This window comes from Chitinasiproducens palmae, from assembly GCF_900095735.1.
Classification (GTDB): Bacteria; Pseudomonadota; Gammaproteobacteria; order Burkholderiales; family Burkholderiaceae; genus Chitinasiproducens; species Chitinasiproducens palmae.
Genome location: NZ_FNLO01000008.1, coordinates 178,558 through 204,560, shown reverse-complemented (window position 1 = coordinate 204,560; position 26,003 = coordinate 178,558). Strand labels below are relative to the sequence as shown.

The following is a 26,003-nucleotide window of genomic DNA, read 5'->3' as shown; positions in this document are numbered from 1 at the left end:
CCGATCCGACCGTCCTCATCCGACAACTGAAGGAGAACAAGATGGCAACCGCCAAGAAAGCCGCGACCAAAACGGCTGCTGCGAAGCCGGCAGAAAAGAAGGCCCGTCCCACCACCAGCAAGACCGCCACGAAGGCGGCCGCGCCGGCAAGCGCGCGCAAGACCGCCGCGGCCGGCAAGACGACCGGCACGGCCCGGAGCGCCACGAAGAGCACCACGACGACCGCCACCAAGAGCGCCAGCAAGACCACCGGCAAGAGCGCTACCAACGGCGCAACCAAGACGACCACGCGCGCGACCGCCGCCGCAGGCCGGACCGGCGCAGCGAAACAGGCTGCCAACAAGAACGCTGGAACGGCTGCCAGCGGTAGCCAGCGCGCTGCCGCGAAGACGGCTGCCGCCAAGCGTGCCACGACCAGCCGCGCCGCAAAGAAGACCACCGACGCGGGCAGCAGCCGCAGCGCAAGCCGCGCGACCGGCGCCGCCAAGACGGCAGGCGCGAGCAAGACCGCCACGGCCGCCAGCAAGCGTGCGGCCACGACCAGCGCCACCAAGACCGGCGCCAAGACCGGCGCCAAGACCGGCGCCAAGAGCACGGCGAAGTCGACCACCAAGGCTACCGCGAAGCCGGCCGGCAAGACGGCTGTCGGCACGAAGGCCACGTCGAAGACGACGGCAACGCGCGCCGGCGCCAAGAGCGCCAGCGCCGCGGGCAAGACCGCGTCGGCGCGGAAGACCGCAAACACGACGTCAGCGCGCACCGGCGTGTCGGCGAAGAAGGCCACGACAAGCTCGGCAACGCAAGCCACGAAGCAAGCCACAAAGCAGGCCGCGCCGGCGAAGAAGGCGGCTGCCAAGAAGGCCGCGCCCGCGAAGAAGGCACCGGCTGCCAAGAAGGCGGTGCCCGCGAAGAAGGCGGCGCCGGCCAAGAAGGCCGTACCGGCGAAGAAAGCGGCACCGGCCAGCGAGGCGCCTGCCAGCAAGAACGCGACGGCGTCCGCCAAGACTGCGTTGAAGTCGACCGACACGGGCGCGTCCGCCACCGCGCCGGCGAAGTCGGCCAAGTCGACGACCAGCAAGACCGCGCGCGGTGCGGATACGGCTGCCGACGCAGCGCGTCCGACAGAGAAGTCCGCCGCTGCGCCGACCCGCAAGGCACCCAGCAAGCGCGCCACCACCCGCACCAGCGCGGCGAACGATGCGCCCGCTGCCGATGCGGCGCCGGCAGCGCCAGCGGCGACGGCCGATGTGAAGGAGTCGACGTCGGCGCCGGCCGCCGAGACGAAGATCAAGACTTCGTTGAACCCGACCGCCGCCTGGCCGTTCCCGACGACCAAGCCCTGAGTCGGCTTGGCGGCCGGTCATCGCGACGGCTGCCCGGATCTGGAAACAAAAACGGTCGCCGAGGCGACCGTTTTTGTTTGCCGTGTCGAGCGCGCGTCAGTGGGTCACACGCGTGATGCCACCACTCGACAGCAGTCGGACACGTTCGCCCGCCTGGAACACTTCACCGCCGGCGGCCTGCGAAATCGCACGCACTTCGCCGTTGTCGAGGCGCACGGTGATTTCCAGCCCGTTGCTGGTCTCCATGCCGCGCTCGACCGCGTTGCCGGCCAGTGCGCCGGCAATGCCGCCGACGATGCCCGTCAGCAACGAGCCACGGCCGCCGCCGATCGCGCTGCCGGCGACCGCGCCGATCGCGCCGCCGCCGATCGCGCCGAGCGCGCTCGTGCCGCCGTTCGACGTGTCGATACGCACCGCGCGCACGCTTTCGACTGTTGCCATGCGCACCGTTTGTTCGCGCTGCGCCTGGGACACGGTGTAGACGTCGGGCGAGCCACCCATGGTGGAACAGCCCTGCATGATCAGCAATGTCGCGGTGAGCGAAGCCACCGCGGTGACACGAATCCCTTTCATCATCATTCCTCTCCTTCCATTATCCGGTCTCGCGAACGCGGCTCGAAGCGGGTTCGCCGGACGGAACACACGGCGATGTGCGATATATAGGGTTATAACAAAAAGGCGCTAAGGGCCAAAGTGTTTCCCGCCAAGCGGATACCCCTTACACGCTCGCCGTCATAATCAGTAACGATAGCCGAATGCCTGTTCGAACGCTTCGGCCACTTCCGCCGGCGTGGCGTGATAGGTCTGGGGGCCTTTCTGCGCGATCTTCAGCGCGCCCATCAGGCTGGCGAGCCGCCCCGACGTCGGCCAGTCGAAGCCCTGCTCGATGCCGTACAACAGTCCGCCACGGAATGCATCGCCGCAGCCGGTCGGGTCGACCACGCCAGCCGGCTTCACCGCGGGAATGTCGATGACCTCGCCACGGTGGTGGATCTGCGAGCCCTCCGCACCGCGTGTCACGACCAGCGCCTGCACGCGTTCGGCAATCTCGCGCTCGCTCAGCCCGGTTTTGTCGGCCAGCAGCTTCGACTCGTAATCGTTGACCGTCAGGTAGGTGCTCTGCTCGATCATCGTGCGCAGCGTGGCGCCATCGAACAGTGGCAGGCCCTGGCCCGGGTCGAAGATAAACGGTATGCCCGCCTCGGCGAGGCCGGCACAGTGGCTGCGCATGCCGTCGGGCCCGTCCGGCGCGACGATCGCGATGCGGATGTCTTCACGCGCGACGTCGGCGATCCGGTTCTGGTGGGAGAACATCATCGCGCCCGGATGGAAGGAGGTGATCTGATTGTTCTCCAGATCGCTCATCACCGACGCCTGCGCGGTGTTCTGGCCCGGGATCACCCGTACATGATCGCGGCGTAGCCCCAGACTGTCGAGATGGTCGAGATACGCTTTGGCATCGGTCTCGCCCACCGTGGCCATGATGCGGGCATCGCCGCCGAGCAGGTTCAGGCCGTAGGCGATGTTGCCCGCGCAGCCACCGAACTCGCGGCGCATGGTGGGCACCAGGAAGCTGACGTTGAGAATGTGCATCTGGTCCGGGAGGATGTGATCCCGGAAACGTCCCTCGAAAAGGGAGAGAGAGTCGTAGGCGAGGGAACCGCAGATCAGCGCAGCCAAGGTGAGTGTCCTGTCGAGGTGCGACGCGTCGCGCGCGTCGGCGGATGAACGAAGTGGCGGCAGGCGCCTTGAAGACAGCGCCTCTCAGAAGGCGCTTTAGAAATCGAGCCGGCGTGTGCCCTGCCATGCACGCGTCGCCGCGACTCAGCCGAGCGCCGCGAGTGCCGCGTCGTAATCGGGCTCGTTCTTGATTTCGCCAACCAGCTGACTGTGCACGACCTGATCGTTTTCGTCGAGCACGACCACTGCGCGCGCGGTGAGACCGGCGAGCGGCCCGTCGCTGAGCGCAACGCCATAGTCGCGCGCAAAGCCGGCGCTGCGGAAGGTCGACAGCGTTACGACATTCTCCAGACCTTCGGTCGTGCAGAAACGCGAGGCGGCGAACGGCAGGTCGCCCGAAATCACGAGCACGGCGACGTTGTCGCGGGTGGCGGCCGATTGATTGAACTTGCGGGTGGACGTGGCGCAGGTCGGCGTGTCGAGGCTCGGTACGATGTTGAGCACCTTGCGCTTGCCCGCGAAGTCGTCGAGCCGCACGTCGTTGAGCTTGGCGCCAGTCAGCGTGAACGCGGGCGCTTGCGTGCCCACGGCGGGGAAGGTGCCGTCGACGTTGACCGGATTGCCTGCGAGGGTGACCTGACTCATGCAACGCTCCTGTTTCGAGAGGGGAGGATTGCCAAGCATTGTCCCAAAAAACAGCCGCCGCCGTGCGCCAGCCGATTCCGCGCCGGTTCCGCGCCGGTTCCGTCGGCGGGCCGGTCGGTAACCGGCAACCGGCCGCCGACCGAGCCGGTCAGGCCTGCCGCTCGTCCGCTTTGACGCCGCTCAGGCACACCCACCCCTCGTGCTCGCGCCAGACGCTCAGCGCGATGAACGGTGCGTAGGCGGCCGCCACTTCTTCGGCCTGACGCGCCAGCACGCCTGACAGCGCGATCCGCCCACCCGGTGCAACGCGGGCGCACAGCATCGCGGCAAGGACCTTGAGCGGGTTCGACAGGATGTTGGCGACGACGATCGGATAGGTCCGGTCCGGACAAGCTTCCGGCAGGCCAAAATGCGCGTCGACACGGTTGCGCGACGCATTGTCCCGCGCCGCCTGGACGGCCTGCGGGTCGATGTCGATGCCGACCACTTCGCCGGCGCCGCAGCGCGCGGCAAGGATCGCGAGAATGCCCGAGCCACAGCCGTAGTCCAGCACGTCGACGCCTGCTTGCACGGTCTGCTCAAGCCATTCCATGCACAGCCGCGTGGTCGGGTGGCTGCCGGTGCCGAATGCCAGGCCAGGATCGAGCTCCAGCACCAGCGCATCGGACTCGGGCGCGTCGTGCCACGACGGTACGACCCAGATGCGTTCGCCGATCCGGATCGGATCGAATTGCGACTGCGTCAGCCGTACCCAGTCCTGATCGGCCACTTGCCGGATTTCACGCGATTCGGGCACCACCAGGCCGTTGGCCGCGCAGGCCTCGTCCAGCGTGGCGAGCGGATCCGCGTCGCCGGCAAACAGCGCGATGACGCGCGAGTGGCGCCACGCCGTTCGCTCGGGGGTCAGGCCCGGCTCGCCGAACATCGGCTGCTCGTCCGGCGTGTCGGCGTCGGCGTCCTCGACCGAGACCGACAGTGCACCGGCGTCCAGCAGCGCGTCGGACAGCGCTTCGCCCTCGTCGCGCGAGACCAGCGCGACGAGTTCGTTGAAATGCAGCGCCGGCGCGGCGCCGGATACCTGATCGGCCGACATGTTCAGCTCCCGTTCGTCGCGCCAGCCTTGGTCTGGGCCTTTTCGGCGAGTCGTTCTTCCAGGTAGTGGATGCTGGTGCCGCCTTCGACGAAGTTGCCGTCGACCATCAGTTCGCGGTGCAGCGGAATGTTGGTCTTGATGCCTTCGACCACCATCTCCGCCAACGCGTTGCGCATCCGGCGGATCGCCGTGTCGCGGTCCGGGCCGTGCGTGATGACCTTGCCGATCATCGAATCGTAGTGCGGCGGCACGAAATAGCCGTCGTACACGTGCGAATCGACGCGTACGCCAGGGCCGCCGGGCGGATGCCACGACGTGATGCGGCCGGGCGATGGGACGAACTTGAACGGATCTTCCGCATTGATGCGGCACTCGATCGCATGACCGCGCAGCTGGATGTCGCGCTGCTTGAATGCGAGGCGCTCGCCCGCGGCGATGCGGATCTGTTCCTTGACGATGTCCACGCCAGTGATCAGTTCCGAGACCGGGTGCTCGACCTGCACGCGCGTGTTCATTTCGATGAAATAGAACTCGTTGTTCTCGTACAGGAATTCGAACGTGCCCGCGCCGACATAGCCCATCTTCTTGCAGGCGTCGGCGCAGCGGTCGCCGATCCGGTCGAGCAGGCGTCGTGCGATGTTCGGCGCCGGCGCTTCCTCGATCACCTTCTGGTGCCGACGCTGCATCGAGCAGTCGCGTTCACCGAGCCACACCGCGTTGCGGAACGAGTCGGCAAGCACCTGGATCTCGATATGGCGCGGGTTCTCGAGGAACTTCTCCATGTAGACCTGCGGGTTGCCGAACGCGCGGCCGGCTTCCTCGCGGGTCATGTTCACCGCGTTGATCAGCGCGGCTTCCGTGTGGACCACCCGCATGCCGCGGCCACCGCCGCCGCCGGCCGCCTTGATGATGACCGGGTAGCCGACCTGACGGGCGATCTTGACGATCTCCTTCGGGTCGTCGGGCAGGGCGCCGTCGGAACCGGGCACGCAGGGCACGCCCGTCTTGATCATGGTCTGCTTGGCGGTGACCTTGTCGCCCATCATGCGGATCGTCTCCGCCCGCGGGCCGATGAAGGTGAAGCCGGAGCGTTCGACGCGCTCGCAGAAGTCCGCATTCTCCGACAGGAAGCCGTAGCCCGGGTGGATGGCTTCCGCGTCGGTGACCTCGGCCGCGCTGATCAGCGCGGGCATGTTCAGGTAGCTGAGGTTCGACGGCGCCGGGCCGATGCAGACCGCTTCGTCGGCCAGGCGAACGTATTTCGCTTCCTTGTCCGCCTCGGAGTACACGACGACGGTTTTCACGCCGAGCTCGCGGCATGCGCGCTGGATGCGCAGGGCGATCTCGCCGCGATTGGCAATCAGGATTTTTTCAAACATGGCTTCAGAAAAAGGCGGTAGGACACCGCACCGGTCCGGGCATGGCCGCCGGCTCAGCGTCTGGGGAGCAGGGACCGGCGCGCGAGGCTGTTCGCGTCGCGCCGCCAGCCGCGCCTGCGCGGCACGCTATCAGCCGATCACGAACAGCGGCTGGCCGTATTCGACAGCCTGGCCGTTCTCGATCAGGATCTCCTTCACGACGCCTGCCTTGTCCGATTCGATCTCGTTGAGCAGCTTCATCGCTTCGATGATGCACAGTGTCTGGCCTTCCTTGACCGTATCGCCCACCTGGACGAAGGCATCGGCGCCCGGCGACGGTGCGCGGTAGAAGGTTCCGACCATCGGCGACGTCACGGCGTGGCCCGACGGCGCGGCGGCGGCGGCTTCCGGCGCGGCGGCGGGTGCCGGTGCGGCCGCCACCACTGGCTGCGCGGCCGGCGCGGCGACCGGCGCAGCCGACGGCGCGACGTTCTTGACGATGCGCACGCGGCCATCGCCTTCAGTGACTTCCAGTTCCGAGATGCCCGATTCGGCAACCAGGTCGATCAACGTTTTCAGTTTTCTCAGGTCCATAGGACGCTCCCAAAGTCTTTGATGCAAGTCGTCGTGGCTGGCGCGACGGCCGATGGCCGCTCAGGCGGCGGCAAGCTGCTCGATCGCGTATTGCAAGGCGAATTCATAGCCGCGGGCGCCAAAGCCTGCGAGCACCGCGCGTGCCTTCGCCGAAAAGTACGAATGCTGGCGAAACGATTCCCGGCCATGCACGTTCGACAGATGGACCTCGACGAACGGGATGGCGACACCACTCAGCGCGTCGACCATCGCGACGCTGGTATGGGTGTAGGCGGCCGGATTGATAATGATGAACCCGACCCCCTCGTCGGCCGCTTGCTGGATTCGATCAACCAATGCGCCTTCGTGGTTGCTCTGAAACGTGGACAGCGCGACGCCCTGCGTGTGAGCAAGCGTCTGCAGTCGCGCGTCGATATCAGCGAGCGTGGTGTGCCCATAGACCTGCGGCTCGCGCCTACCGAGCAGATTCAGGTTGGGCCCATGGATGACCAGTAAGCGGTGCGGCATGAATGCGGGCGCTGACGAAGTTGCGCGACTTTACCGCCGCGTCATGGCGATTGTCTAGCAAAATGCCAAAAACCGTCATCTTCTGGCGTCTTTTCTGCGCGCGATCGAGGAATCGAGTGCCTTCGCGAGTTCCGGCGAGGAAATTGCGCCAAGTTTTGTATAGGAAATCTGCCCATCTTCGTCTATCACGACGGTAAATGGCAGGCCGTGAACCGTATTCCCCAATTTCGTCGATAACTCGACACCCTCGAAGCCGGCGTTTAGAATCAAATAGTCGACGCGCACGTTGCCGAGAAAACGCTTCACGTTGGCATCGGAATCCGCGGCGATCCCAACAAACGCGACTTTTTTCCCGGCATAGCGGTCGTTCAGCACGGCGAGCTCCGGCATTTCCCTGACGCAGGGCCCGCACCACGATGCCCAGAAATTCACGACGGTCGTTTTGCCGCGCAGACGAGACAAATCGAATGGCTTGCCGCTCGTGTCTTTCAGTGTCGTCTCGTAAAGCGCGGCGGTACTGCCTGCCGCATTGGCTGGGTTGGCTTGCAGCCCAATGCACATGAGCGCGACAAACATCGGCACCCAGGTACGCCGGACCGCCCGCCTCAGCATGTCGCGCAGCGACGCCGCAACGCACAGCCAGCGCCGAGGCAGCGCCACCGCTACATTTCCCTCGTTCATTTCTGCTCTTCGTCCATCCGATCAGTCAGGCCTTTCAGATTGGCCCGCAAGCTTTTGCCACGTTCGTCCGCCTTCAGCGCGCCGCGCAGGTCGCGAGGGTCATATAGGGAGAGGTGGATCGGCGCGCGGCCGAGCGGCGCCGGGGCTCGAACGATGAAGCTGAAGGTTTCGACGTCGCCGCGTCCGTTGAAGTGCGCGGTCTCGGAGACCTGATAGTCGATGCCTTCGTTGAGCAGGAAGATCGCGACATCCTTGCTGCTGTCGCAAAACAGCTGCAGGTGGATGTCCGAATGGCTGCCGGCAATGCCGTTCAGCACACCGCCCGTCACATAGGGATCGAAGGCATCCAGCTTGCGCATCCAGGCGACGGCCACCTGCCGTAGCGCGGCGAGCGCCTGCGGTTGGGTGTCGGACTGGAAGAGTGACTGGTATTCGCGGACAGCGTCCTCGACGTGCTCGTTGTCGGGCATCCAATCGCCGCCAATGCGGCCTTCGCCGACGATCTGTCTCGCACCCTTGCGTTTCGCGGTGGCGAAGTCGAGACCTTCCTCGGCGATCAGGCGAGCGGCGGCCTGGGCAATCTCGTCGCGCAGGCGATGCGGATCGGAACTGGGTTTCGGCGTCATGTCCCGATCATACCCCGACTCGCCGAGGCTTCCCGCGCGCGTGGCGCCGCAGGCGCGTCGGTTACAATGCGCGCACGGCCGCGACCACGCGGCGCATCGCGCGCTTTGCACGCAGCCTGATTCTCGTTCGTCGCTTCGCTCCTCCATGCATATACACATCCTCGGCATCTGCGGCACGTTCATGGGCGGTCTGGCCGTGCTGGCCCGGCAGGCCGGCCATCGGGTCACAGGCTGCGACGCGGCTGTCTATCCGCCGATGAGCACGCAACTCGAGCGCCAGGGCATCGAATTGATCGATGGCTTCGGCGCCGAGCAGACCGCGCTTGCGCCGGACCTTTTCGTGATCGGCAACGTGGTGTCGCGCGGCAACCCGTTGATGGAGGCGATCCTCGATCAGGGGTTGGCGTATACCTCCGGGCCGCAGTGGCTGGCCGACCATATCCTGCACGATCGGTGGGTGCTGGCGGTGGCTGGCACGCATGGCAAGACCACGACGGCATCGCTGCTGGCCTTCCTGCTCGACGAAGCGGGACTGGCGCCCGGCTTCCTGATCGGCGGGGTGCCGCAGGACTTCGGCATCTCGGCCCGGCTGACCGAGAGCCGCTTCTTCGTGGTCGAGGCGGACGAATACGACACCGCGTTCTTCGACAAACGCTCGAAATTCGTCCATTACCGGCCGCGCACGCTGATCCTGAACAACCTCGAGTTCGATCACGCGGACATCTTTGCCGACCTTGCGGCGATCCAGACGCAGTTCCATCATCTCGTGCGCACCGTACCGGGGACCGGCCGCATTGTCAGCAACGGTGCCGAGCCGGCCCTCGAGGCCGTGTTGGCGCGCGGCTGCTGGAGCGAGGTGGAGCGCTTCGGCGTGGCCGGCGGGTGGCAAGCGCGGGCGCCGGACGGCGGCGAGATCGACGACCGCTTCGAGGTGCTGTGGCGCGCCGAGGCGCGCGGCGAAGTCGCGTGGTCGCTGCAGGGCCGCCACAATGTCGCCAATGCGCTGGCCGCGATCGCGGCGGCCCGGCACGTCGGCGTGCCGCCTGCCCAAGCGGCGGCCTCGCTGGCGCGTTTCAAGGGCGTGCGACGCCGCATGGAGTTGCGCGGCAGCGTCGATGGGATCAGCGTGTACGACGATTTCGCGCATCATCCAAGCGCGATCGAGACCACCATCGCCGGCCTGCGCCGGCGCATCGGCGGCGACGCACGGATTCTCGCCGTGCTCGAACCGCGCTCGAACACGATGAAGCTGGGCGTGATGAAGAGCCGGCTGGCCGACAGCCTGCGCGGCGCCGATCTGGTGTTCGGATATGGCGCGCGCGACGGGCGCGACGCGCTGGGCTGGGACCTGGCCGAAGCGCTTGCGCCGCTCGGCGCGCAGGCGGTGGCCCTGCACGACATCGACGAGGTGGTGGCCGCGGTGCGGCATGCCGCTCGCCCTGGCGACCATGTCCTGGTGATGAGCAACGGTGGCTTCGGTGGCATCCACGGCCGGCTGCTCGCTGCGCTGGGTAACGAGCGTGACGGACGCGCCGACCGGGGCGCACCGTGATCGTGTACCTGCACGGTTTCCGGTCCTCGCCGCGCTCGTACAAGGCGACCGTGCTGGCTGCCGCGCTGGCGCGACGAGGGCTTGCCGAGGCGTGGCACTGTCCGCAACTGCCCGTTGCACCGGCAGAGGCCATCGCGATGGTCGAGGCGATGACCGCGCACGTCGCGCCGTCCGAGGTGGCCCTGATCGGCAGTTCGCTGGGCGGCTACTATGCAACATGGCTCGCCGAACGCCATGGCTACCGTGCGATGCTGCTCAATCCGGCGATCGTCCCCGTCAACGACCTCGAGCGATATCTCGGCGAGCAGCCACTGTGGCACGGCGGCGGCTCCGTGGTGGTCGAACCGGTGCATCTCGACCAGCTCCGCGAACTCGAAGTGCCGTGCATCTCGCATCCCGAGCGTTATTACCTGATCGCGGCCACCGGCGACGAAGTGCTCGACTATCGCAGCATGCTCGACAGGTACCGTGGCGTGGCCACCACTTTGATCGAGGGCAGCGACCACGGCATCAGTCATTTCGAGCCCTATGTCGACCGCGTCCTGGACTTCTGTCTGGGACCGGCGCCGGTGCCACCCGCGGTCGCTGCCTGAAGCGGCCTGGACGATGCACGGCGTGCCTGCCGGCGCGTCGGAAAACCCTGTCACAAGAGCGCAAGCAAGAGATCCAGCGTGAACGTTTTTTTCGAAGAATCCGGCAATTTCAAGGCGGGCAGCGTCCTGTCCAAGCAGGGCGAGGCGCTGCAGGTCGAACTGCCGGGCGGCCGGCGCGCCAAGGTGAAGGGGCGCGACGTCCTGGTCGAATTCGCCGCGCCCGAGCCCGCCGAGTTGATGCGCCTGGCCGAGCAGCAGTCCGGCGAGATCGATCTCGACTTTCTCTGGGAAGTCGCGGACGAGGCCGAGTTCGACGTGGGTAGCCTGGCGGCCGATTATTTCGGCACGCCGGGCGCGGTCCAGCACGCCGCGCTGGCCCTGCGCCTGCACGGTTCGCCGGTGTATTTCCGGCGCAAGGGACGCGGCCGCTATCAGCGCGCACCGGAAGAGCAGCTCAAGGCGGCGCTGGCTGCGCTGGAACGACGGCGCCAGCAGGCCCTGGTGCAGGCCGAATACGAGACCGAACTGAAGGCCGGGCAGCTGCCGCCGGCGTTCGATGGCAAGGTGATGGCGCTGCTGGTGCGCCCGGACAAGAATTCGATCGAATACAAGGCGCTGGAGGCAGCCGCCGGCGCGCGCGGCGTGACGCCCGCGCAGTTGATGATCGAATGCGGTGGCCTGCCGTCGGTGCAAGCCTGGCTGGAAGCACGGTTCACCGCCGAGCATTTCCCGCAGGGCACCGGCTTCCCGGCCGTCAAGCTCGATTTCTCGCCCAACGGGCTGCCGCGCGTCGATGCCGATGCCTTCTCGATCGATGACGTGACCACCACCGAAATCGACGACGCGTTCTCGGTCCAGCCGCTCAGCGACGGGCGCGTGCGTATCGGTATCCACATCGCCGCGCCGGCGCTGGGCATCGCACCGCATGACGAGATCGATCGCATCGCACGGGCACGCCTGTCCACGGTCTACATGCCGGGCGACAAGATCACGATGCTGCCGGAATCGGTGGTCGACGCGTTCACGCTGAAGGAAGGGGACTATCGGCCCGCGCTGTCGCTGTACTTCATCGTCAACGCCACCACGCAGGAGATCGTGACCAGCGAGACTTGCGTCGAAGCGGTGTTCGTCCGGACCAACATCCGGCACAACGAGCTGGAGGACATCGTCACCGAAGCGGCGCTGGCCGACGGCAGCGGCGACTATCCGCACAAGGCGCAGATCGCCGTGCTCTGGCCGTTCGCGCAGGCGCTGCACGAGAAGCGTCAGCAGGCGCGCCTGGCCAGCGGGCTGCGCCGCGAAACGCAACGCCAGTCGGATTACAACTACTACATCGAAGGCGAGCACGTCACGATCCAGCCGCGCCGGCGCGGCTCGCCGCTCGATACCATCGTCGCCGAGATGGCGATTCTGGCCAACAGCAGTTGGGGCGGTTACCTCAGCGAGAACGGCGTGCCGGCGATCTATCGCGCGCAGCGCAGCTTCGGGCCGAACCGCACGCGGCTGCAGATTTCGCCCGCACCGCACGAGGGACTGGGGGTCGCGCAATATGCATGGAGCACCTCGCCGCTGCGGCGCTACGTCGACCTGGTCAACCAGTGGCAGTTGGTGGCGCTGGTCGAGCACGGCGTGACGGCCAAGCTGGTTGCGCCGTTCAAGCCGAAGGACGCCGAACTGTATGCGGTGATGCAGCATTTCGACGAGACCTACACGGCCTATGCGGAACATCAGCAGCGCATGGAACGCTTCTGGTGCTTGCGCTGGCTCGAACAGGAAAAGGGCGGGGTCGGCGGCCAGGTCGTCGCCACCGTGGTGAAGGGCGACCTGCTGCGCCTGGAAGAGATTCCGCTGCAATTTCTGCTGCCGGGGCTGGGCATCCATCCGCGCGGCACGCGGGTCCTGTTGCAGGTTGCCGACATCGATCTGCTCAACGTGACGATCAGCACCCGGCTGCTGCATGTCATCGACACGCCGGACAGCGCCGCGCTGGCGGCGACGGAGGGTGTCGAGGAAGACGAGGCTGGCGAGGCTGGCGAGGCGGCCGCGCAGGCGGAGGAGGCCGACCAGTCGCAGGGGGCTGACGAGATCGTCTTGGCAGGCGACGCCGCGGAAGCGGCGCAAGCGGTGCCAGGCGCGGCGGTCGAGCAGGCGATCACGGGGAGCATTGGTGCCCCGTCCGCGTCATTGGCGGCGCACGAAGCCCAGGCCGCGCAGGCCGGCGAGGCGCTCAGTGCGCAAACCGACGCCGCGTTGCATGAAGCGACCCCGGAGCCGGCCGACGAGGTCGCCGAATTGCCGCCGGTCGCTGCCTCCGAGGATGCCTTGGGCGACGGGGCGCCGCGCGCCGCCGGCGACCGGCCGCTGTCATGAGCATGGATCGCCGTCCGGACGTTGCGCCTGTCGACCGCTACGCGGTGATCGGCAATCCGATCGGCCATAGCCGCTCGCCCGAGATCCACCGCGCGTTCTCCACGGCGACCGGCGAGCCGCTCGACTATCAGCGCCTGCTTGCGCCTCTCGATGGTTTCGAGGACGCGGCACGACGGTTCTTTGCCGAAGGCGGCCTCGGCCTGAACGTGACGGTGCCGTTCAAGCTTGCCGCCTTCACGTTGGCGGATCGTCTGGCGCCGCGCGCGGCGGCGGCCGGCGCGGTCAACACCTTGCGACGCGAGGACGACGGGACGCTGTACGGCGACAACACCGACGGCGCGGGGCTGGTGCGCGACCTGACGGTCAACCTCGCCACCGCGCTGGCCGGACGCGACCTGCTGCTGATCGGTGCGGGCGGCGCGGCGCGCGGTGTGGTGCTGCCATTGCTCGAATGCGGGCCCGCCTCGCTGACCGTGGTGAATCGCAGTGCCGCCCGCGCCAACGCGTTGTGCGAGCATTTTGCGGCGAGCGGTGTGGCCGACAGCGGACTGCTGCACAGCGGCGACGTCGGGCTGGCCACCGCGCGTCCGTACGACGTGGTGATCAATGCCACGTCCAGCAGCCTGACGGACGCGGTCCCGTGCGCTTTCACGATCGCCGCCGATGGGCTGGCATACGACATGATGTATGGCGCACGGCCGAGCGCCTTCATGCAGGCCGCCGCCGCACAGTCGGCGCGTGTCGCCGATGGCTTGGGTATGCTGGTCGAGCAGGCGGCGGAATCGTTCCGCCTCTGGCGCGGTGTGTTGCCGTCCGGGCAGCCCGTGCTCGCGGCGCTGCGCGATACCCTGACAAGCGAGGGAGACGCCGGCCCGCGCGCGGCAAGGGCGACCGAGGCGGCAAGCGCGAACAGGCCGGCAACGCCCGGCGCGGCGAACGACGACTGAGGACGACGCACAGATGAGTGCAACGCAGGTGGGGCCGGCGCCCGAAGCCGAGCGCGGGCGACGCACGCGGCGGGATCGCGATGGCAAGGAGCGGCGCGGTGGGCTGCGCATCGTGCGCGACGCGGTGCTGATGTTCATCGTCGCGCTGTTCGCGACGCAGGCCTACTATTTCGTCCGCATCGCATGCTGGCGCGTGTTCGATCCTTCGTCCACCGCGTTCATGCGCGCGGGCGCCTGGCGGATGCGGCATGAGGGCGATACGCGTCCGTTGCAGCATCAGTGGGTGCCTTACGACGCGATATCGAAGGAACTGAAACGCGCGGTGATCGCCTCCGAGGACGACACCTTCGCGAACAACGATGGCTACAGCATCGACGGCATGCGCCGCGCATGGGAAAAGAATCAGCGTCGCGGCGAGATCGTCGCCGGCGGCTCGACGATTTCCCAGCAGCTGGCCCGCAATCTGTTCCTGTCGCCGGAACGCTCGTATCTGCGCAAGGCGGAAGAACTGGTCATCACCGGCATGCTTGAACTGATGCTCGACAAGCGACGCATTCTGGAGCTCTATCTGAACTCGGTCGAATGGGGCAATGGCGTCTACGGTGCGGAAGCGGCGGCGCAGCACTACTACGGCGGCAGCGCGGCGCGCCTGACGCGCTGGCAGGCCGCCCGGCTCGCGGTGATGCTGCCGAGGCCGCGTTATTTCGATGCCCACCGCCAGTCGGCCTATCTCGCGGAACGCACGTCGGTCATCGCCCGGCGCATGGGTGCGGCAGTCCTGCCGAACTGAGGCGCCGCGGCGCGCCCGCCGACGAGCCGCCTCGGGCCTCTGGCCGGCCGCGTGCGCCGTATCTACCGCATCAGGCGGCTCGGACGCGTACAATACGCGCCGTTCGATCGCCGTCGCCCGTCGCGCGGCGGCGGCTCCCCCCTTTGTTCTCCGTCGGCGACGCCATGCAGACTCCGTCCTTCAATTCCTCCCTTTCCGCCGCCTGGCAAGACACCGGTTCGCTGCTGTGCGTCGGCCTGGATCCGGAACCTTCGCGCTTTCCGCAAGGCTTCGGCGCCGATCCGGAGGGGATCTTCGGCTTCTGTCGCGCAATCGTCGATGCGACTGCACCGTTCGCCAGCACCTTCAAGCCGCAGATCGCGTACTTCGCCGCGCATCGGGCCGAGTCCGCGCTGGAAGCGCTGATCGAACACATCCACACCGCGCATCCGGGGCGCCCGGTGATCCTCGACGCGAAACGCGGCGACATCGGCAGCACCGCCGAGCAGTACGCGATCGAGGCCTTCGAGCGCTATCGGGCGGACGCGGTGACGGTCAGTCCCTATCTGGGTTTCGACTCGATCTCGCCCTATCTCGAACACGCCGGGCGTGGCGTCATCGTGCTGTGCCGCACATCCAACCCGGGCGGCTCGGACCTGCAGTTCCTCGACGTCGGCGGCCGGCCGCTGTACGAGATCGTGGCGGAAAAGGCGGCGCGCGACTGGAATGCGACCGGCGCGCTGTCGCTGGTCGTCGGCGCGACGTTCCCACGCGAGATCGCGCGAGTCCGCAGTTGCGTCGGCGACATGCCGCTGCTGATCCCGGGCGTCGGTGCGCAGGGGGGCGACGTGGTCGCGACAGTGCGAGCCGGACGGACTGCCGACGGTACCGGCATGATGATCAACTCGTCGCGAGCGATTCTCTATGCCGATCGAGGCGAGGGGTTCGCAGAGGCGGCCGCGACCGCGGCGCGAACGACGCGCGATGCGATCAATGCGGCGCGCGCCGCCGGCTGAGTGCCGCATCGCTGACCTGGTTCCGGCGCGCTACCGTGCTGCCGTCGCCATTCTCATCCTCGCCTGCTTAGCGCGGACGCCCGGCGGCGGGCGCGCCGAGTAGCGCGAGCGCGCCGCGCAGCGCGTGGAGCGCTGCCTGTCTGCGCACCGTGCCGCGATCGCCGTCGAAATGTCGGGTCTCGCAGCGCGACATGCCGTCGCTGTGCTGCCAGCCGAAGCAGACCGTGCCCACCGGCTTGCCGGGCACGGCACCGCCCGGACCGGCGATGCCGGTGATCGACAGGGCGAGATCGGCATGGCTGTGCGCCAGCGCGCCACTGGCCATCGCGGCCGCCACCGCTTCGCTGACCGCGCCATGGCTGCCGATCAAGTGGTCGTCGACACCCAGCGCCTCGTGCTTGGCTTCGTTCGAGTAGGTGACGTAGCCGCGTTCGAACCAGGCGCTGCTGCCCGCGATCTCGGTCAATGCCGCCGACACCATGCCGCCCGTGCAGGACTCCGCCGTGACCAGGCGGCGGCCCGCCGCGAGCAAGGCCGCGCCAAGCGCGCGCGCGGCTTGGTCGAGCGCGGCGAGTTCGGCAAGCGCGGTAGGCGAGGCAGGCGAGGCAGGCGCCTCCGCCGCGTCGGCTGCCTGGGGCGGCGGCGGCGTGGCCGTCCGCGTGGTGTCGGCGTCGGACATGCGCTTGCTCCTGCTCAGCCGAGGATGGTGCGCCACAGCGCGATGAGCAGCAGGCTCATCAGTGCCGCGACGATGTCGTCGATCATGATGCCGAAGCCGCCCTTCACATGGCGGTCGAAATAGCGCACCGGCGGCGGCTTGACCATGTCGAAGAAGCGGAATGCGAGAAAGGAGCCCAACTGGCCGCGCCAGTCCTGTGGCGCAACCAGCGCCAGGACCAGCCAGATCGCGACGACTTCGTCCCACACGGCGCTGCCCGGGTCGGCGACGCCGAGCCGCCGCGCGGTGAAGCCCGTCGCATAGACGCCAACGATGAAACCCAGCACGACGACGATCAGCCAGGCGGTCGTCGACAGATAGGGCGCGAGCAGTGCAAAAACGCCCCAGCCGAACAGCGTGCCGAACGTGCCGGGCATGAAGGGCGCCAGGCCGCTGCCAAAGCCCATCGACAGGATGTGCACCGGGTGCGACAGCATGAAGCGGAGCGTCGGCTTGCGCGGCGTGGCGAAATCAATCGGTTCGTTCTGCATCGAAGTGGTCGAATCCGCGGAGCGGAAGATCAAGAATGCCGCCATTGGCATCGACGAAGGTGGGTCGCGCGCGATCCGCCTCGGGACGGTCGTCCGGCCGCGTCATTGTACCGATGCGGGTCAGTCGCAAGCCGGCGAGCGCGGGACGGGCGGACAGGGCCGCCACGGTGTCGCGCGCCGCGGGCGGCGCGGTGAAGCACAGTTCGTAGTCGTCGCCGCCGGCCAACATGCACGCCAGCGCGGCCTCGCGGGGCAGCGCGGCGAGGCGCGGCGCGTGCGGCAGGGCATCCGGCAGCACGCGCGCACCGAGGCCCGAACGCGTCATCAGATGGCCGAGGTCGCCGACCAAGCCGTCCGACAGGTCGAGTGCGGCGGTCGCGACGCCGCGCAGGGCCCGGCCGAGCGCGACGCGCGGCGTGGGCCGTTCCAGCGCCGCGACGGCGGCGGCGCGATCCGCTTCGTCGAGGCGATCGGCCCATTTGCCGAGCAGCAGGTCGAGCCCAAGCCGCGCGTCGCCCAGTACGCCAGACACCCAGATGTCGTCGTCCTCGCGTGCGCCGTCCCGCCGCAGCGCCTGGCCGGCCGGTATCTCGCCGAACACGGTCAGGGACAGCGTCAGCGGGCCGCGCGTGGTGTCGCCGCCGATCAGCCGGCAGCCATGTTCGGCGGCCAGTGCGTACATGCCGTCGCTGAACGCGGCAAGCCATGTCGGATCCGCGTTCGGCAACGCCAGCGCCAGGGTGAACGCGCGTGGTTCGGCACCCATCGCGGCCAGGTCGGACAGGTTCACCGCCAACGCCTTGTGACCGAGCCCGTACGGATCGGTATCGGGCAGGAAGTGCCGGCCGCTGACCAGCATGTCGGTCGAGATCGCCAACTGCGTGCCGGGAGCCGGCACGACCAGCGCGCAGTCGTCGCCTTGCCCGAGCGCGGTAAACGCATCGCTGCCGCGCGTCTCGCGCTGGCTTCCTTCACGCCGCTCGTCACGCATCAAATAGCGTGCGATCAATTCGAATTCGCCTGCCATGGCCGGTGAAATACGCCATTCTACGTCGCCCGGCGCCGATCGCGGAGCGGTATGGGTTTGGCGCTACAATGCGCAATTCAAAAAACTTGTCTAATGCGAAACGCGTCGTGCGTTCTTATTCCTATGTCGACTCCAGTCAATACCAAGCTGCGTGAAGCCGCGCTCGACTATCACGAATTTCCGACGCCGGGCAAGATCGCGGTCACGCCGACGAAGCAGCTACTGAACCAGCGCGACCTCGCACTGGCGTATTCGCCGGGCGTGGCGGCAGCGTGCGAGGAGATCGAACGGGACCCGCTGAACGCCGCCCGTTTCACGATCCGCAGCAACCTGGTCGGCGTGGTGACGAACGGCACGGCGGTTCTTGGTCTGGGCAACATCGGTCCGCTGGCCTCGAAGCCGGTGATGGAAGGCAAGGCGGTATTGTTCAAGAAGTTCGCCGGCATCGACGTGTTCGACATCGAGATCAATGAAACCGATCCGAACAAGCTGGTCGACGTAATCACCGCGTTGGAGCCGACCTTCGGCGGCATCAATCTGGAAGACATCAAGGCACCGGACTGCTTCACCGTCGAGCGCGAGTGTCGCAAGCGGATGAAGATCCCGGTGTTCCACGACGACCAGCACGGCACGGCGATCGTCGTCGCCGCGGCGGTGACCAACGGACTGCGCGTGGTGGGCAAGGCGATCGATCAGGTGCGCCTGGTTGCGTCTGGCGCTGGCGCCGCCGCGCTTGCCTGCCTCGAACTGCTGGTCGACATTGGCCTGCCGCGCGAGAACATCACGGTCACCGACCTGGCCGGCGTGGTCTACAAGGGCCGTGCCGAACTGATGGACCCGGACAAGGAGCGGTTCGCGCGCGAGACCGAAGCTCGCACACTTGGTGAAGTGATCGAAGGCGCGGACATTTTCCTCGGCCTGTCGGCCGCGGGCGTGCTGAAGCAGGACATGGTCAAGAAGATGGGCGAGCGTCCGCTGATTCTGGCGCTGGCCAATCCGAACCCGGAAATCCTGCCGGAGCTCGCGCTCGAAGTGCGTCCCGACGCGATTCTCGCCACCGGTCGTACCGACTATCCGAACCAGGTCAACAACGTCCTGTGCTTCCCGTTCATCTTCCGGGGCGCGCTCGACGCCGGCGCGACGACCGTGACGAAGGAGATGGAGATCGCGGCGGTCAATGCGATCGCCGAACTGGCCCGTCAGGAGCAAAGCGACATCGTCGCGACCGCGTACGGCATCCAGGATCTGTCGTTCGGTCCCGAGTACCTGATTCCGAAGCCGTTCGACCCGCGTCTGATCGTCAAGGTGGCGCCGGCCGTCGCGCAGGCCGCGATGGACAGCGGCGTCGCGACGCGTCCGATCGAGGACATGGACGCGTATCGCGAGAGTCTGCAGCAGTTCGTGTATCAAAGCGGCACGATCATGAAGCCGGTGTTTCAGCTGGCGCGCAGCATCGGCATGGACAAGAAGCGCATCGTGTTCGCGGAGGGCGAGGAAGAGCGCATTCTCCGCGCGGTGCAGATCGCGGTCGACGAAAAGCTCGCGCGGCCGATCCTGGTCGGCCGTCCGGCGGTCATCCGGCAGCGCATCGAGCGTTATGGCCTGCGGCTGGTGCCGGGCGAGGACTTCACCGTCGTCAACCCCGAGCATGACGAGCGCTATCGCGACTACTGGCAGACGTATCACAAGATGATGGCCCGGCAGGGCATCACCGCGCAGTTGGCGAAGGTCGAGATGCGCCGCCGTACGACGCTGATCGGCGCGATGTTGCTGAAGAAGGGCGAAGCCGACGGCATGGTCTGCGGCACGCTGAGCACGACACATCGTCACCTTCATTTCGTCGACCAGGTCATCGGCCGCCGCCCGGGCTGCTCGGTCTACGGTGCGATGAACGCGCTGATCCTGCCGGGACGGCAGATCTTCCTGGTCGACACCCACGTCAACGTGGATCCGACGCCGGAGGAACTGGCCGAAATCACGATCATGGCCGCCGAAGAAATGAAGCGCTTCGGCATCGAGCCGAAGATCGCGCTGGTCTCGCACTCGAACTTCGGCAGCAGCCGCGCACCGAGCGCGCAGAAGATGCGCGATCTGTTGCAGATCCTGCGCGAACGAGCGCCTGAACTGGATGTGGACGGCGAGATGCACGGCGACTGCGCGCTCGATCCGCAACTGCGCAAGGAAATCCTGCCGGATTCGACGTTGGAGGGGGCAGCCAATCTGCTGGTGATGCCGAACATCGATGCGGCCAACATCACCTACAATCTGCTCAAGACCGCGGCCGGCAACAATGTCGCCATCGGCCCGATCCTGCTCGGCGCCAACCAGCCAGTCCACGTCTTGACCGCGTCGGCAACGGTGCGTCGGATCGTCAACATGACGGCCCTACTAGTTGCCGACGTGGCCGCCGCGGCGCGCAACTGACCGGTGCAGCGGCCTCTGCGGAGGCCGCGCGCGGTTCGCGTGCCGGCGCCCGCGAGGGCGGCCGGCTTGACGGCGGTGTGCCATTTGCCGCCTACCCGCACCCCGGTCCGCCTCGCGCTTGTGCAGGCGGCGCTTACCGATCGGGCGCGTCGACATTGCTTCGCCCCGCCTAAAGCGCTACCCTTACATCTTTCGGCCGGTTCCCCGCGCCGACACGGCATGCAAGCGCCATGATGATCGCCGCTCTTCGCTCGTCAACCACGTCGATCTGGCCGCTTTCTCGCACTTCTTCGGCGTTTTTTCGCGAGCTTCAGTCAGATCGAGAAGTCGGCGTCCGGCGATAGGCTAGTGCAGCCAACGCCTGTAATGTCTCAGACGGTGACGATTCCGCCGCGCGATGCGCGCAACGCAACCGCGTGGCGTGGCATCCCGCCGGAGCGGCAACGGCCTGCCGACTGTGCGAAGCGATTCGTGGCAGCGATCGACATGCCGCACCGAGGCGGTTAGGCGATCAGGCGTGCGCGTGCCGCGGCATCCAGGGCTGGCGCGATCGTACGCCGGCCTTGCAGCAGCTTCACACTGACCGAAGCAAACGGATCGAAGGATAACGGTATGAGTCGCAACCTCCCTGCGTACGACGCCGTCGCCGCAGCCGACCTGTTCGGCCGGAACGACGCCAACCTGTTCAAGCGGGTCCTGGCGATGCGCTCGCATGGGCTGGCTCAGCAGCCGCGCCATACGCCGGCCATCGCGAGCGAAGACACAGTCAATCTGTTCCGTTCGGTTCGCGCCAACATCGTGCAGTCGATCCGCGCGTTCCGCGTGCCGGATCTGGCCGCCGAGGCCGAGCGGCTGGGATTGCATTTCCTGTACGCAGACTGCGCATTGGCGGCCACCAAGGCCGAGGTGATGGAAACCATCGCGACCTCGTTTCTGTTCCCGAAGCAGTGCGGCAAGAACTTCGATGCGTTGTACGACTGCCTGACCGAACTCGTCCATCAGGCCGGGGAGCAGCCTGGCTTCGTGGTGGTGCTCGAAAGCCTGCCGACGGTGCCCCGGTTCGACAAGGAAGGGCGCGAGACGCTGCTCGACGTGTTCCGGGAAGCGGCCGAGTTCTGGGCCGAGCAGGGCATCAGCTTCCGCGTCTTCTACTCGTTCGCCTGACGACGGGGGGCGAGCGCCGCCGCGGCGTCGCCACGGCGGCCTTGACCGGGGGGCTCACCAGCCCTGCCAGCGCGCCGCCAGCGCCGCCAGCACGGCGATGCCGGCGGTCTCGGCCCGCAGAATCCGCGCGCCGAGCGAGATCGCCTCGAAACCGGCTTGCCGCGCGAGCCGTTCCTCCGCTTCATCCAGTCCGCCCTCCGGGCCGACCAGCAGCGTGACTGGTTCGTCGGGCGCCAGCGCCGGCAACGTGTCGAACGGCCGGCTGCCGCGCGGACTGAACATCAGCTTCATGCCCGGCGTCGAGCGTTGCGCGTCGAGCCAGTCGGCCAGGCCGGCGGGCGCCGCCACCGCCGGCAGGCGATTGCGCCCGCATTGCTCGCAGGCGGCCGCGACCAGGCCCGCCCAATGTGCGCGGCGGCGCGCGGCGCGCTCCCCGTCGAGACGGACCACCGAGCGCGCGGCAATCAGCGGCGCCATTGCGGTCACGCCAAGTTCGACGGATTTCTCGACAAGCCAGTCCATCTTCTCGTTGCTGCACAGGCCCTGCGCCAGGGTCACGCGATACGGCGTCTCGCGCTCCACCGGCATGAAAGCCGCCAGGCGCACGCTGACGCGCCGCTTTTCGACGGCGACCAGCACGGCGTTATGCTCGCCGCCCGACCCGTCGAACAGGGTGAGCGGGTCGCCGGCCCGCAAGCGCAGCACCTGCACGTGCCGGGCGACTTCGTCGGGCAGGTCGATGGTATCGCCACTGGCGGCAAGCGGGGTGGGAACGAAAAAGCGTGGCATGGCGATGGCGGGCGGCTGAGCGCCGTGATGCAGGGCGGCGTCAGTTTGCCATCGGCGGCGCGCCGGCGCCACGCGCGGTGATGCGATGCCATGTCAAGCGACGCGACGCTGCGCGGTGCCGCCCAGCGGATGGGCAGCGCAGCGCCATGCCTGCGACGCGGCGCCGATGCGGCGACGACGCGGCGGCCGGCCGGCGCGAACGAGCCCGCCGCGGTGGCTTCCGAGGGCCGCGGGCGCCGACATGCTGCGGAAAAGAGGGTGCCATCTGCTAGAATGACAGCCCGCGCCGGCTGTCCGCCGTCAAGCGGCACGGCAAGGCGCGCGATGCGTGCCGGACGCCCTTCTTGCGACCCAGCGAATCCTTCATGACCTCGCCTACCACCGTCTCCAGTCCCGTACCGCTCACCGTCTTGTCGCCCGCTGCGAACGCGATCCGGTTCCTGGCCATGGACGCCGTCCAGCAAGCCAATTCCGGTCATCCGGGCATGCCGATGGGGATGGCGGAGATCGCCGTCGCGCTGTGGCAGCGTCACCTGCGCCACAATCCGCAGGACCCGCACTGGGCGGATCGCGATCGTTTCGTGCTGTCGAACGGTCACGGCTCGATGCTGCTGTACGCGGTGCTGCACCTGACCGGCTACGACCTGCCGATCGAGGAACTGCGCAACTTCCGGCAACTGCACAGCAAGACGCCGGGTCACCCTGAAGTGGGCATCACGCCGGGCGTCGAGACGACCACCGGACCGCTGGGCCAAGGGTTGGCGAACGCGGTCGGCATGGCGCTGGCCGAAGCGCTGCTGGCGGCGGAGTTCAACAAGGACGACGCGGCGATCGTCGATCACCATACCTACGCGTTCGTCGGCGACGGCTGCCTGATGGAAGGGATCTCGCACGAAGCCTGCTCGCTGGCCGGCACGCTCGGCCTCTCGAAGCTGATCGTGCTGTACGACGACAACGGCATTTCGATCGACGGCGAGGTCGTGCACTGGTTCGGCGACGATACCCCGAAGCGTTTCGAGGCCTATGGCTGGAACGTCATCCGCGCAGTCGACGGCCACAATGTCGACGCGGTGGACGCGGCACTGATCGCCGCGAAGGCAAGCGACCGGCCGACGCTGATCTGCTGCCGCACGGTGATCGGTCACGGCGCGCACAGCAAGGCCGGTGGCCACGACGTACACGGCGCGCCGTTGGGCGAGGCCGAAATCATGGCGACCCGCACGGCCCTGAACTGGCCGCACGAAGCGTTCGTGCTGCCGAAGGAAATCTATGACGAATGGGACGGCCGCGAGAAGGGCCGTGCCGAGCAGGCGGCATGGCAGGCGCGCTTCGATGCATATCGCGCGAAGTACCCGGCCGAGGCAGCCGAATTTCTGCGTCGCGTCGACGCGCGCCTGCCGGACGACTGGGCGCAGCAGAGTCAGGCGCTGATCGACGCGGTCGACCAGCGCGGCGAAACCGTCGCGACGCGCAAGGCCTCGCAGCAAGCGATCGAAGGGCTGGCCGCCGTGCTGCCGGAATTGCTTGGCGGTTCGGCCGACCTGACCGGCTCGAATCTGACCAACTGGAAGGCGGCCAAGTTTGTGCGCGCCCGTGCCGAGCCGACGCCCGGCGGCCGCCGCAGCGCCGTGCCGGAGCCATCGAAGGGCGGCGTCGGCACCGGCAACTACGTGAATTTCGGCGTGCGCGAGTTCGGCATGAGCGCGGCGCTGAACGGCATCGCGCTGCATGGCGGCTACATTCCGTTCGGCGGCACCTTCCTGACCTTCTCCGATTACAGCCGCAACGCGCTGCGTGTCGCGGCGCTGATGAAGGCGCACGCGCTGTTCGTGTTCACGCACGATTCGATCGGTCTTGGCGAGGACGGCCCGACGCACCAGTCGGTCGAGCACGTCGCCAGCCTGCGCCTGATTCCGGGCCTGGACGTCTGGCGCCCGGCCGATACGGTCGAAACGATGGTGGCGTGGGTCGAATCGGTTTCGCGCCGGGCCCCGAGCTGCCTGATCTTCAGCCGCCAGAACCTGCCGTTCAACGCGCGCGACGCGGTGCAGCTCGGCAACGTCAAGCGCGGCGGTTATGTCCTGCGCGACTGGAACGAGGACCTGCCGGGCCGCAAGGTGATCCTGATCGCCACCGGCTCGGAAGTGGAGCTGGCCGTCAAGGCGGTCGAACCGCTGGCGCTGCGCGGCATTGCCGCGCGCGTCGTGTCGATGCCCTCGACCACCGTGTTCGACCGGCAGGACGCCGCCTGGCGCGAGCAGGTGTTGCCGCACGGCGTCGTGCGCATCGCGATCGAGGCGGGCGTGACCGATTTCTGGCGCAAGTACGTCGGCCTCGAAGGCGGCGTGGTCGGCATCGACACGTTCGGCGAATCGGCCCCCGCGGCCGTTCTGTTCAAGCATTTCGGCTTCACCGTCGACAATGTCGTGAAGACGGTCGAAGCCGCGCTCGGCTGACGCCAGGCGGCGGGCGCGGTCGGCCCGCCGCGGCTGCCCCTGTCGAGATCGCGGTGGCGTCTCGCGACAGGCCCAATCACTAGCAAACCAGGAGGTTCATGATGGCGATTCGCGTAGCAATCAACGGTTACGGTCGTATTGGTCGCAACACGCTGCGGGCGTTCTACGAAGGCGGCAAGAAGCATGACATCGAGATCGTCGCGATCAACGACCTCGGCAATGCGCAAACGAACGCGCACCTGACCCAGTACGATACGGCCCACGGCAAGTTCCCGGGCGAAGTGTCGGTCGAGGGCGACTACCTGGTCGTCAATGGCGACAAGATCCGCGTGCTGGCCAACCGCAACCCGGCGGAACTGCCGTGGGGCGAGCTGGGCGTCGACGTGGTGCTCGAATGCACGGGCTTCTTCACGTCGAAGGAAAAGGCCAGCGCGCACCTGAAGGGCGGCGCGAAGAAGGTCATCATCTCGGCGCCGGGCGGCAAGGACGTCGACGCGACGGTGGTGTATGGCGTGAATCATGATGTGCTGAAGGCGGAGCACACCGTTATCTCGAACGCATCCTGCACGACCAACTGCCTGGCGCCGCTGGTCAAGCCGCTGCACGACAAGCTGGGCCTGGTCAGTGGCCTGATGACGACGATCCACTCCTACACGAACGACCAGGTTCTGACCGACGTCTATCACGAAGACCTGCGCCGCGCTCGTTCGGCCACGCACAGCATGATCCCGACCAAGACCGGCGCCGCGTCGGCCGTCGGCCTGGTCCTGCCCGAGCTGAATGGCCGCCTGGACGGCTATGCGATCCGCGTCCCGACGATCAACGTCTCGATCGTCGACCTGTCGTTCGTCGCCAGCCGCGAGACCACGGTCGACGAAGTCAACGCGATCCTCAAGGAAGCCGCCGAAGGCCCGCTGAAGGGCATCCTGGCGTACAACACGGCGCCGCTGGTGTCGGTCGACTTCAATCACAACCCGGCCTCGTCGACGTTCGACGCGACGCTGACCAAGGTCCATGGCAACCTGGTCAAGGTGTCGAGCTGGTATGACAACGAGTGGGGCTTCTCGAACCGGATGCTCGACACGACGGTCGCCTTCGCGAACGCGAAGTAAAGCCGCAACGCGGCTCCGTGGGCGGCTTCGCAGGCCGCTGCCACGGAC

The 26,003-nt window shown here is 67.4% G+C and carries 23 protein-coding genes and 1 pseudogene; 11 read left to right on the top strand and 13 right to left on the bottom strand.

Annotated elements, in window-relative coordinates; all coding sequences use genetic code 11:
* Positions 1 to 41: 41 nt before the first annotated feature.
* A complete protein-coding gene (locus tag BLU54_RS24000; protein ID WP_211435355.1) occupies positions 42 to 1,343 on the top strand; it encodes a hypothetical protein in 1,302 nt (433 codons plus the stop codon).
* 96 nt (positions 1,344 to 1,439) lie between these two features.
* On the opposite strand, the gene BLU54_RS14440 is transcribed toward BLU54_RS24000, so the two are convergent.
* From BLU54_RS14440 to BLU54_RS14400, 9 genes are all read right to left on the bottom strand, one after another.
* Positions 1,440 to 1,916, bottom strand: coding sequence for an outer membrane lipoprotein (locus BLU54_RS14440; protein ID WP_407919423.1), 477 nt, complete (start codon positions 1,914 to 1,916; stop codon positions 1,440 to 1,442).
* 165 nt (positions 1,917 to 2,081) lie between these two features.
* Positions 2,082 to 3,023 carry a carbohydrate kinase family protein gene (locus BLU54_RS14435; protein ID WP_091909729.1) on the bottom strand — a complete coding sequence of 314 codons (942 nt, stop codon included), beginning with the start codon at positions 3,021 to 3,023 and terminating at the stop codon, positions 2,082 to 2,084.
* A 144-nt stretch (positions 3,024 to 3,167) separates the two neighbouring features.
* Positions 3,168 to 3,668: a thiol peroxidase gene (tpx, locus tag BLU54_RS14430; RefSeq protein WP_091909727.1), complete on the bottom strand. Its 501-nt coding sequence runs from the start codon at positions 3,666 to 3,668 to the stop codon at positions 3,168 to 3,170.
* Positions 3,669 to 3,816: 148 nt separating this feature from the next.
* A complete protein-coding gene (prmA, locus tag BLU54_RS14425) occupies positions 3,817 to 4,725 on the bottom strand; it encodes a 50S ribosomal protein L11 methyltransferase (protein WP_091909953.1) in 909 nt (302 codons plus the stop codon).
* 38 nt (positions 4,726 to 4,763) lie between these two features.
* Positions 4,764 to 6,140, bottom strand: coding sequence for an acetyl-CoA carboxylase biotin carboxylase subunit (gene accC / locus BLU54_RS14420; protein WP_091909723.1), 1,377 nt, complete (start codon positions 6,138 to 6,140; stop codon positions 4,764 to 4,766).
* A gap of 129 nt (positions 6,141 to 6,269) precedes the next feature.
* A complete protein-coding gene (gene accB / locus BLU54_RS14415) occupies positions 6,270 to 6,713 on the bottom strand; it encodes an acetyl-CoA carboxylase biotin carboxyl carrier protein (protein ID WP_091909720.1) in 444 nt (147 codons plus the stop codon).
* A gap of 60 nt (positions 6,714 to 6,773) precedes the next feature.
* Positions 6,774 to 7,220, bottom strand: a complete 447-nt coding sequence (aroQ, locus tag BLU54_RS14410) for a type II 3-dehydroquinate dehydratase (protein WP_091909717.1) — start codon at positions 7,218 to 7,220, stop codon at positions 6,774 to 6,776.
* Between the two features lie 75 nt (positions 7,221 to 7,295).
* The gene (locus BLU54_RS14405) at positions 7,296 to 7,901 is read right to left on the bottom strand and encodes a TlpA family protein disulfide reductase (protein ID WP_091909714.1); all 606 of its coding nucleotides are present in this window, start codon (positions 7,899 to 7,901) and stop codon (positions 7,296 to 7,298) included.
* Positions 7,898 to 8,527: a UDP-N-acetylmuramate--alanine ligase gene (locus BLU54_RS14400; RefSeq protein WP_091909711.1), complete on the bottom strand. Its 630-nt coding sequence runs from the start codon at positions 8,525 to 8,527 to the stop codon at positions 7,898 to 7,900. The genes BLU54_RS14405 and BLU54_RS14400 overlap by 4 nt, the downstream gene beginning before the upstream one ends.
* On the opposite strand from BLU54_RS14400, the gene mpl reads away from it, so the two are divergent.
* The 6 genes and pseudogenes from mpl to pyrF all read left to right on the top strand — a co-directional run bounded on the left by mpl (position 8,526) and on the right by pyrF (position 15,774).
* Complete coding sequence (gene mpl, locus BLU54_RS14395) at positions 8,526 to 10,079, top strand: UDP-N-acetylmuramate:L-alanyl-gamma-D-glutamyl-meso-diaminopimelate ligase (protein WP_407919422.1); 1,554 nt, start codon at positions 8,526 to 8,528, stop codon at positions 10,077 to 10,079. The genes BLU54_RS14400 and mpl overlap by 2 nt on opposite strands.
* Entirely contained in the window at positions 10,076 to 10,672 is a 597-nt protein-coding gene (locus BLU54_RS14390) for a YqiA/YcfP family alpha/beta fold hydrolase (protein WP_091909705.1), read from the top strand. The genes mpl and BLU54_RS14390 overlap by 4 nt, the downstream gene beginning before the upstream one ends.
* A gap of 78 nt (positions 10,673 to 10,750) precedes the next feature.
* On the top strand, positions 10,751 to 13,042 hold the full coding sequence (locus tag BLU54_RS14385; protein WP_091909701.1) for a ribonuclease catalytic domain-containing protein: 2,292 nt from the start codon (positions 10,751 to 10,753) through the stop codon (positions 13,040 to 13,042).
* 2 nt (positions 13,043 to 13,044) lie between these two features.
* Positions 13,045 to 13,899, top strand: a pseudogene (aroE, locus tag BLU54_RS14380) (shikimate dehydrogenase); the annotation flags it as partial.
* 103 nt (positions 13,900 to 14,002) lie between these two features.
* Positions 14,003 to 14,779: a monofunctional biosynthetic peptidoglycan transglycosylase gene (gene mtgA / locus BLU54_RS14375; protein WP_091909695.1), complete on the top strand. Its 777-nt coding sequence runs from the start codon at positions 14,003 to 14,005 to the stop codon at positions 14,777 to 14,779.
* Positions 14,780 to 14,943: 164 nt separating this feature from the next.
* The gene (gene pyrF, locus BLU54_RS14370) at positions 14,944 to 15,774 is read left to right on the top strand and encodes an orotidine-5'-phosphate decarboxylase (protein ID WP_091909950.1); all 831 of its coding nucleotides are present in this window, start codon (positions 14,944 to 14,946) and stop codon (positions 15,772 to 15,774) included.
* Positions 15,775 to 15,841: 67 nt separating this feature from the next.
* Here the strand turns inward: pyrF and BLU54_RS14365 are convergent, their stop codons facing one another.
* From BLU54_RS14365 to thiL, 3 genes are read right to left on the bottom strand one after another with little or no spacing between them, the layout of a single operon-like run.
* A complete protein-coding gene (locus BLU54_RS14365) occupies positions 15,842 to 16,453 on the bottom strand; it encodes a CinA family protein (RefSeq protein WP_091909693.1) in 612 nt (203 codons plus the stop codon).
* A gap of 14 nt (positions 16,454 to 16,467) precedes the next feature.
* Positions 16,468 to 16,983, bottom strand: coding sequence for a phosphatidylglycerophosphatase A family protein (locus BLU54_RS14360; RefSeq protein WP_091909690.1), 516 nt, complete (start codon positions 16,981 to 16,983; stop codon positions 16,468 to 16,470).
* Entirely contained in the window at positions 16,964 to 18,010 is a 1,047-nt protein-coding gene (thiL, locus tag BLU54_RS14355; RefSeq protein ID WP_091909687.1) for a thiamine-phosphate kinase, read from the bottom strand. Before thiL ends, BLU54_RS14360 begins: the two co-directional genes overlap by 20 nt.
* Before the next feature lie 123 nt (positions 18,011 to 18,133).
* Between thiL and BLU54_RS14350 the strand changes: the two genes are divergently transcribed.
* On the top strand, positions 18,134 to 20,434 hold the full coding sequence (locus BLU54_RS14350) for an NADP-dependent malic enzyme (RefSeq protein ID WP_091909684.1): 2,301 nt from the start codon (positions 18,134 to 18,136) through the stop codon (positions 20,432 to 20,434).
* Between the two features lie 612 nt (positions 20,435 to 21,046).
* Positions 21,047 to 21,598 carry a barstar family protein gene (locus BLU54_RS14345; RefSeq protein ID WP_091909681.1) on the top strand — a complete coding sequence of 184 codons (552 nt, stop codon included), beginning with the start codon at positions 21,047 to 21,049 and terminating at the stop codon, positions 21,596 to 21,598.
* A 54-nt stretch (positions 21,599 to 21,652) separates the two neighbouring features.
* Here BLU54_RS14345 and BLU54_RS14340 read toward each other — a convergent pair whose 3' ends face one another.
* Complete coding sequence (locus tag BLU54_RS14340; protein WP_091909946.1) at positions 21,653 to 22,387, bottom strand: 16S rRNA (uracil(1498)-N(3))-methyltransferase; 735 nt, start codon at positions 22,385 to 22,387, stop codon at positions 21,653 to 21,655.
* 365 nt (positions 22,388 to 22,752) lie between these two features.
* Here BLU54_RS14340 and tkt point away from each other — a divergent pair, with 365 nt between their 5' ends.
* The gene (tkt, locus tag BLU54_RS14335) at positions 22,753 to 24,843 is read left to right on the top strand and encodes a transketolase (RefSeq protein WP_091909678.1); all 2,091 of its coding nucleotides are present in this window, start codon (positions 22,753 to 22,755) and stop codon (positions 24,841 to 24,843) included.
* A 101-nt stretch (positions 24,844 to 24,944) separates the two neighbouring features.
* Complete coding sequence (gene gap / locus BLU54_RS14330) at positions 24,945 to 25,955, top strand: type I glyceraldehyde-3-phosphate dehydrogenase (protein ID WP_091909943.1); 1,011 nt, start codon at positions 24,945 to 24,947, stop codon at positions 25,953 to 25,955.
* Positions 25,956 to 26,003 lie beyond the last annotated feature (48 nt).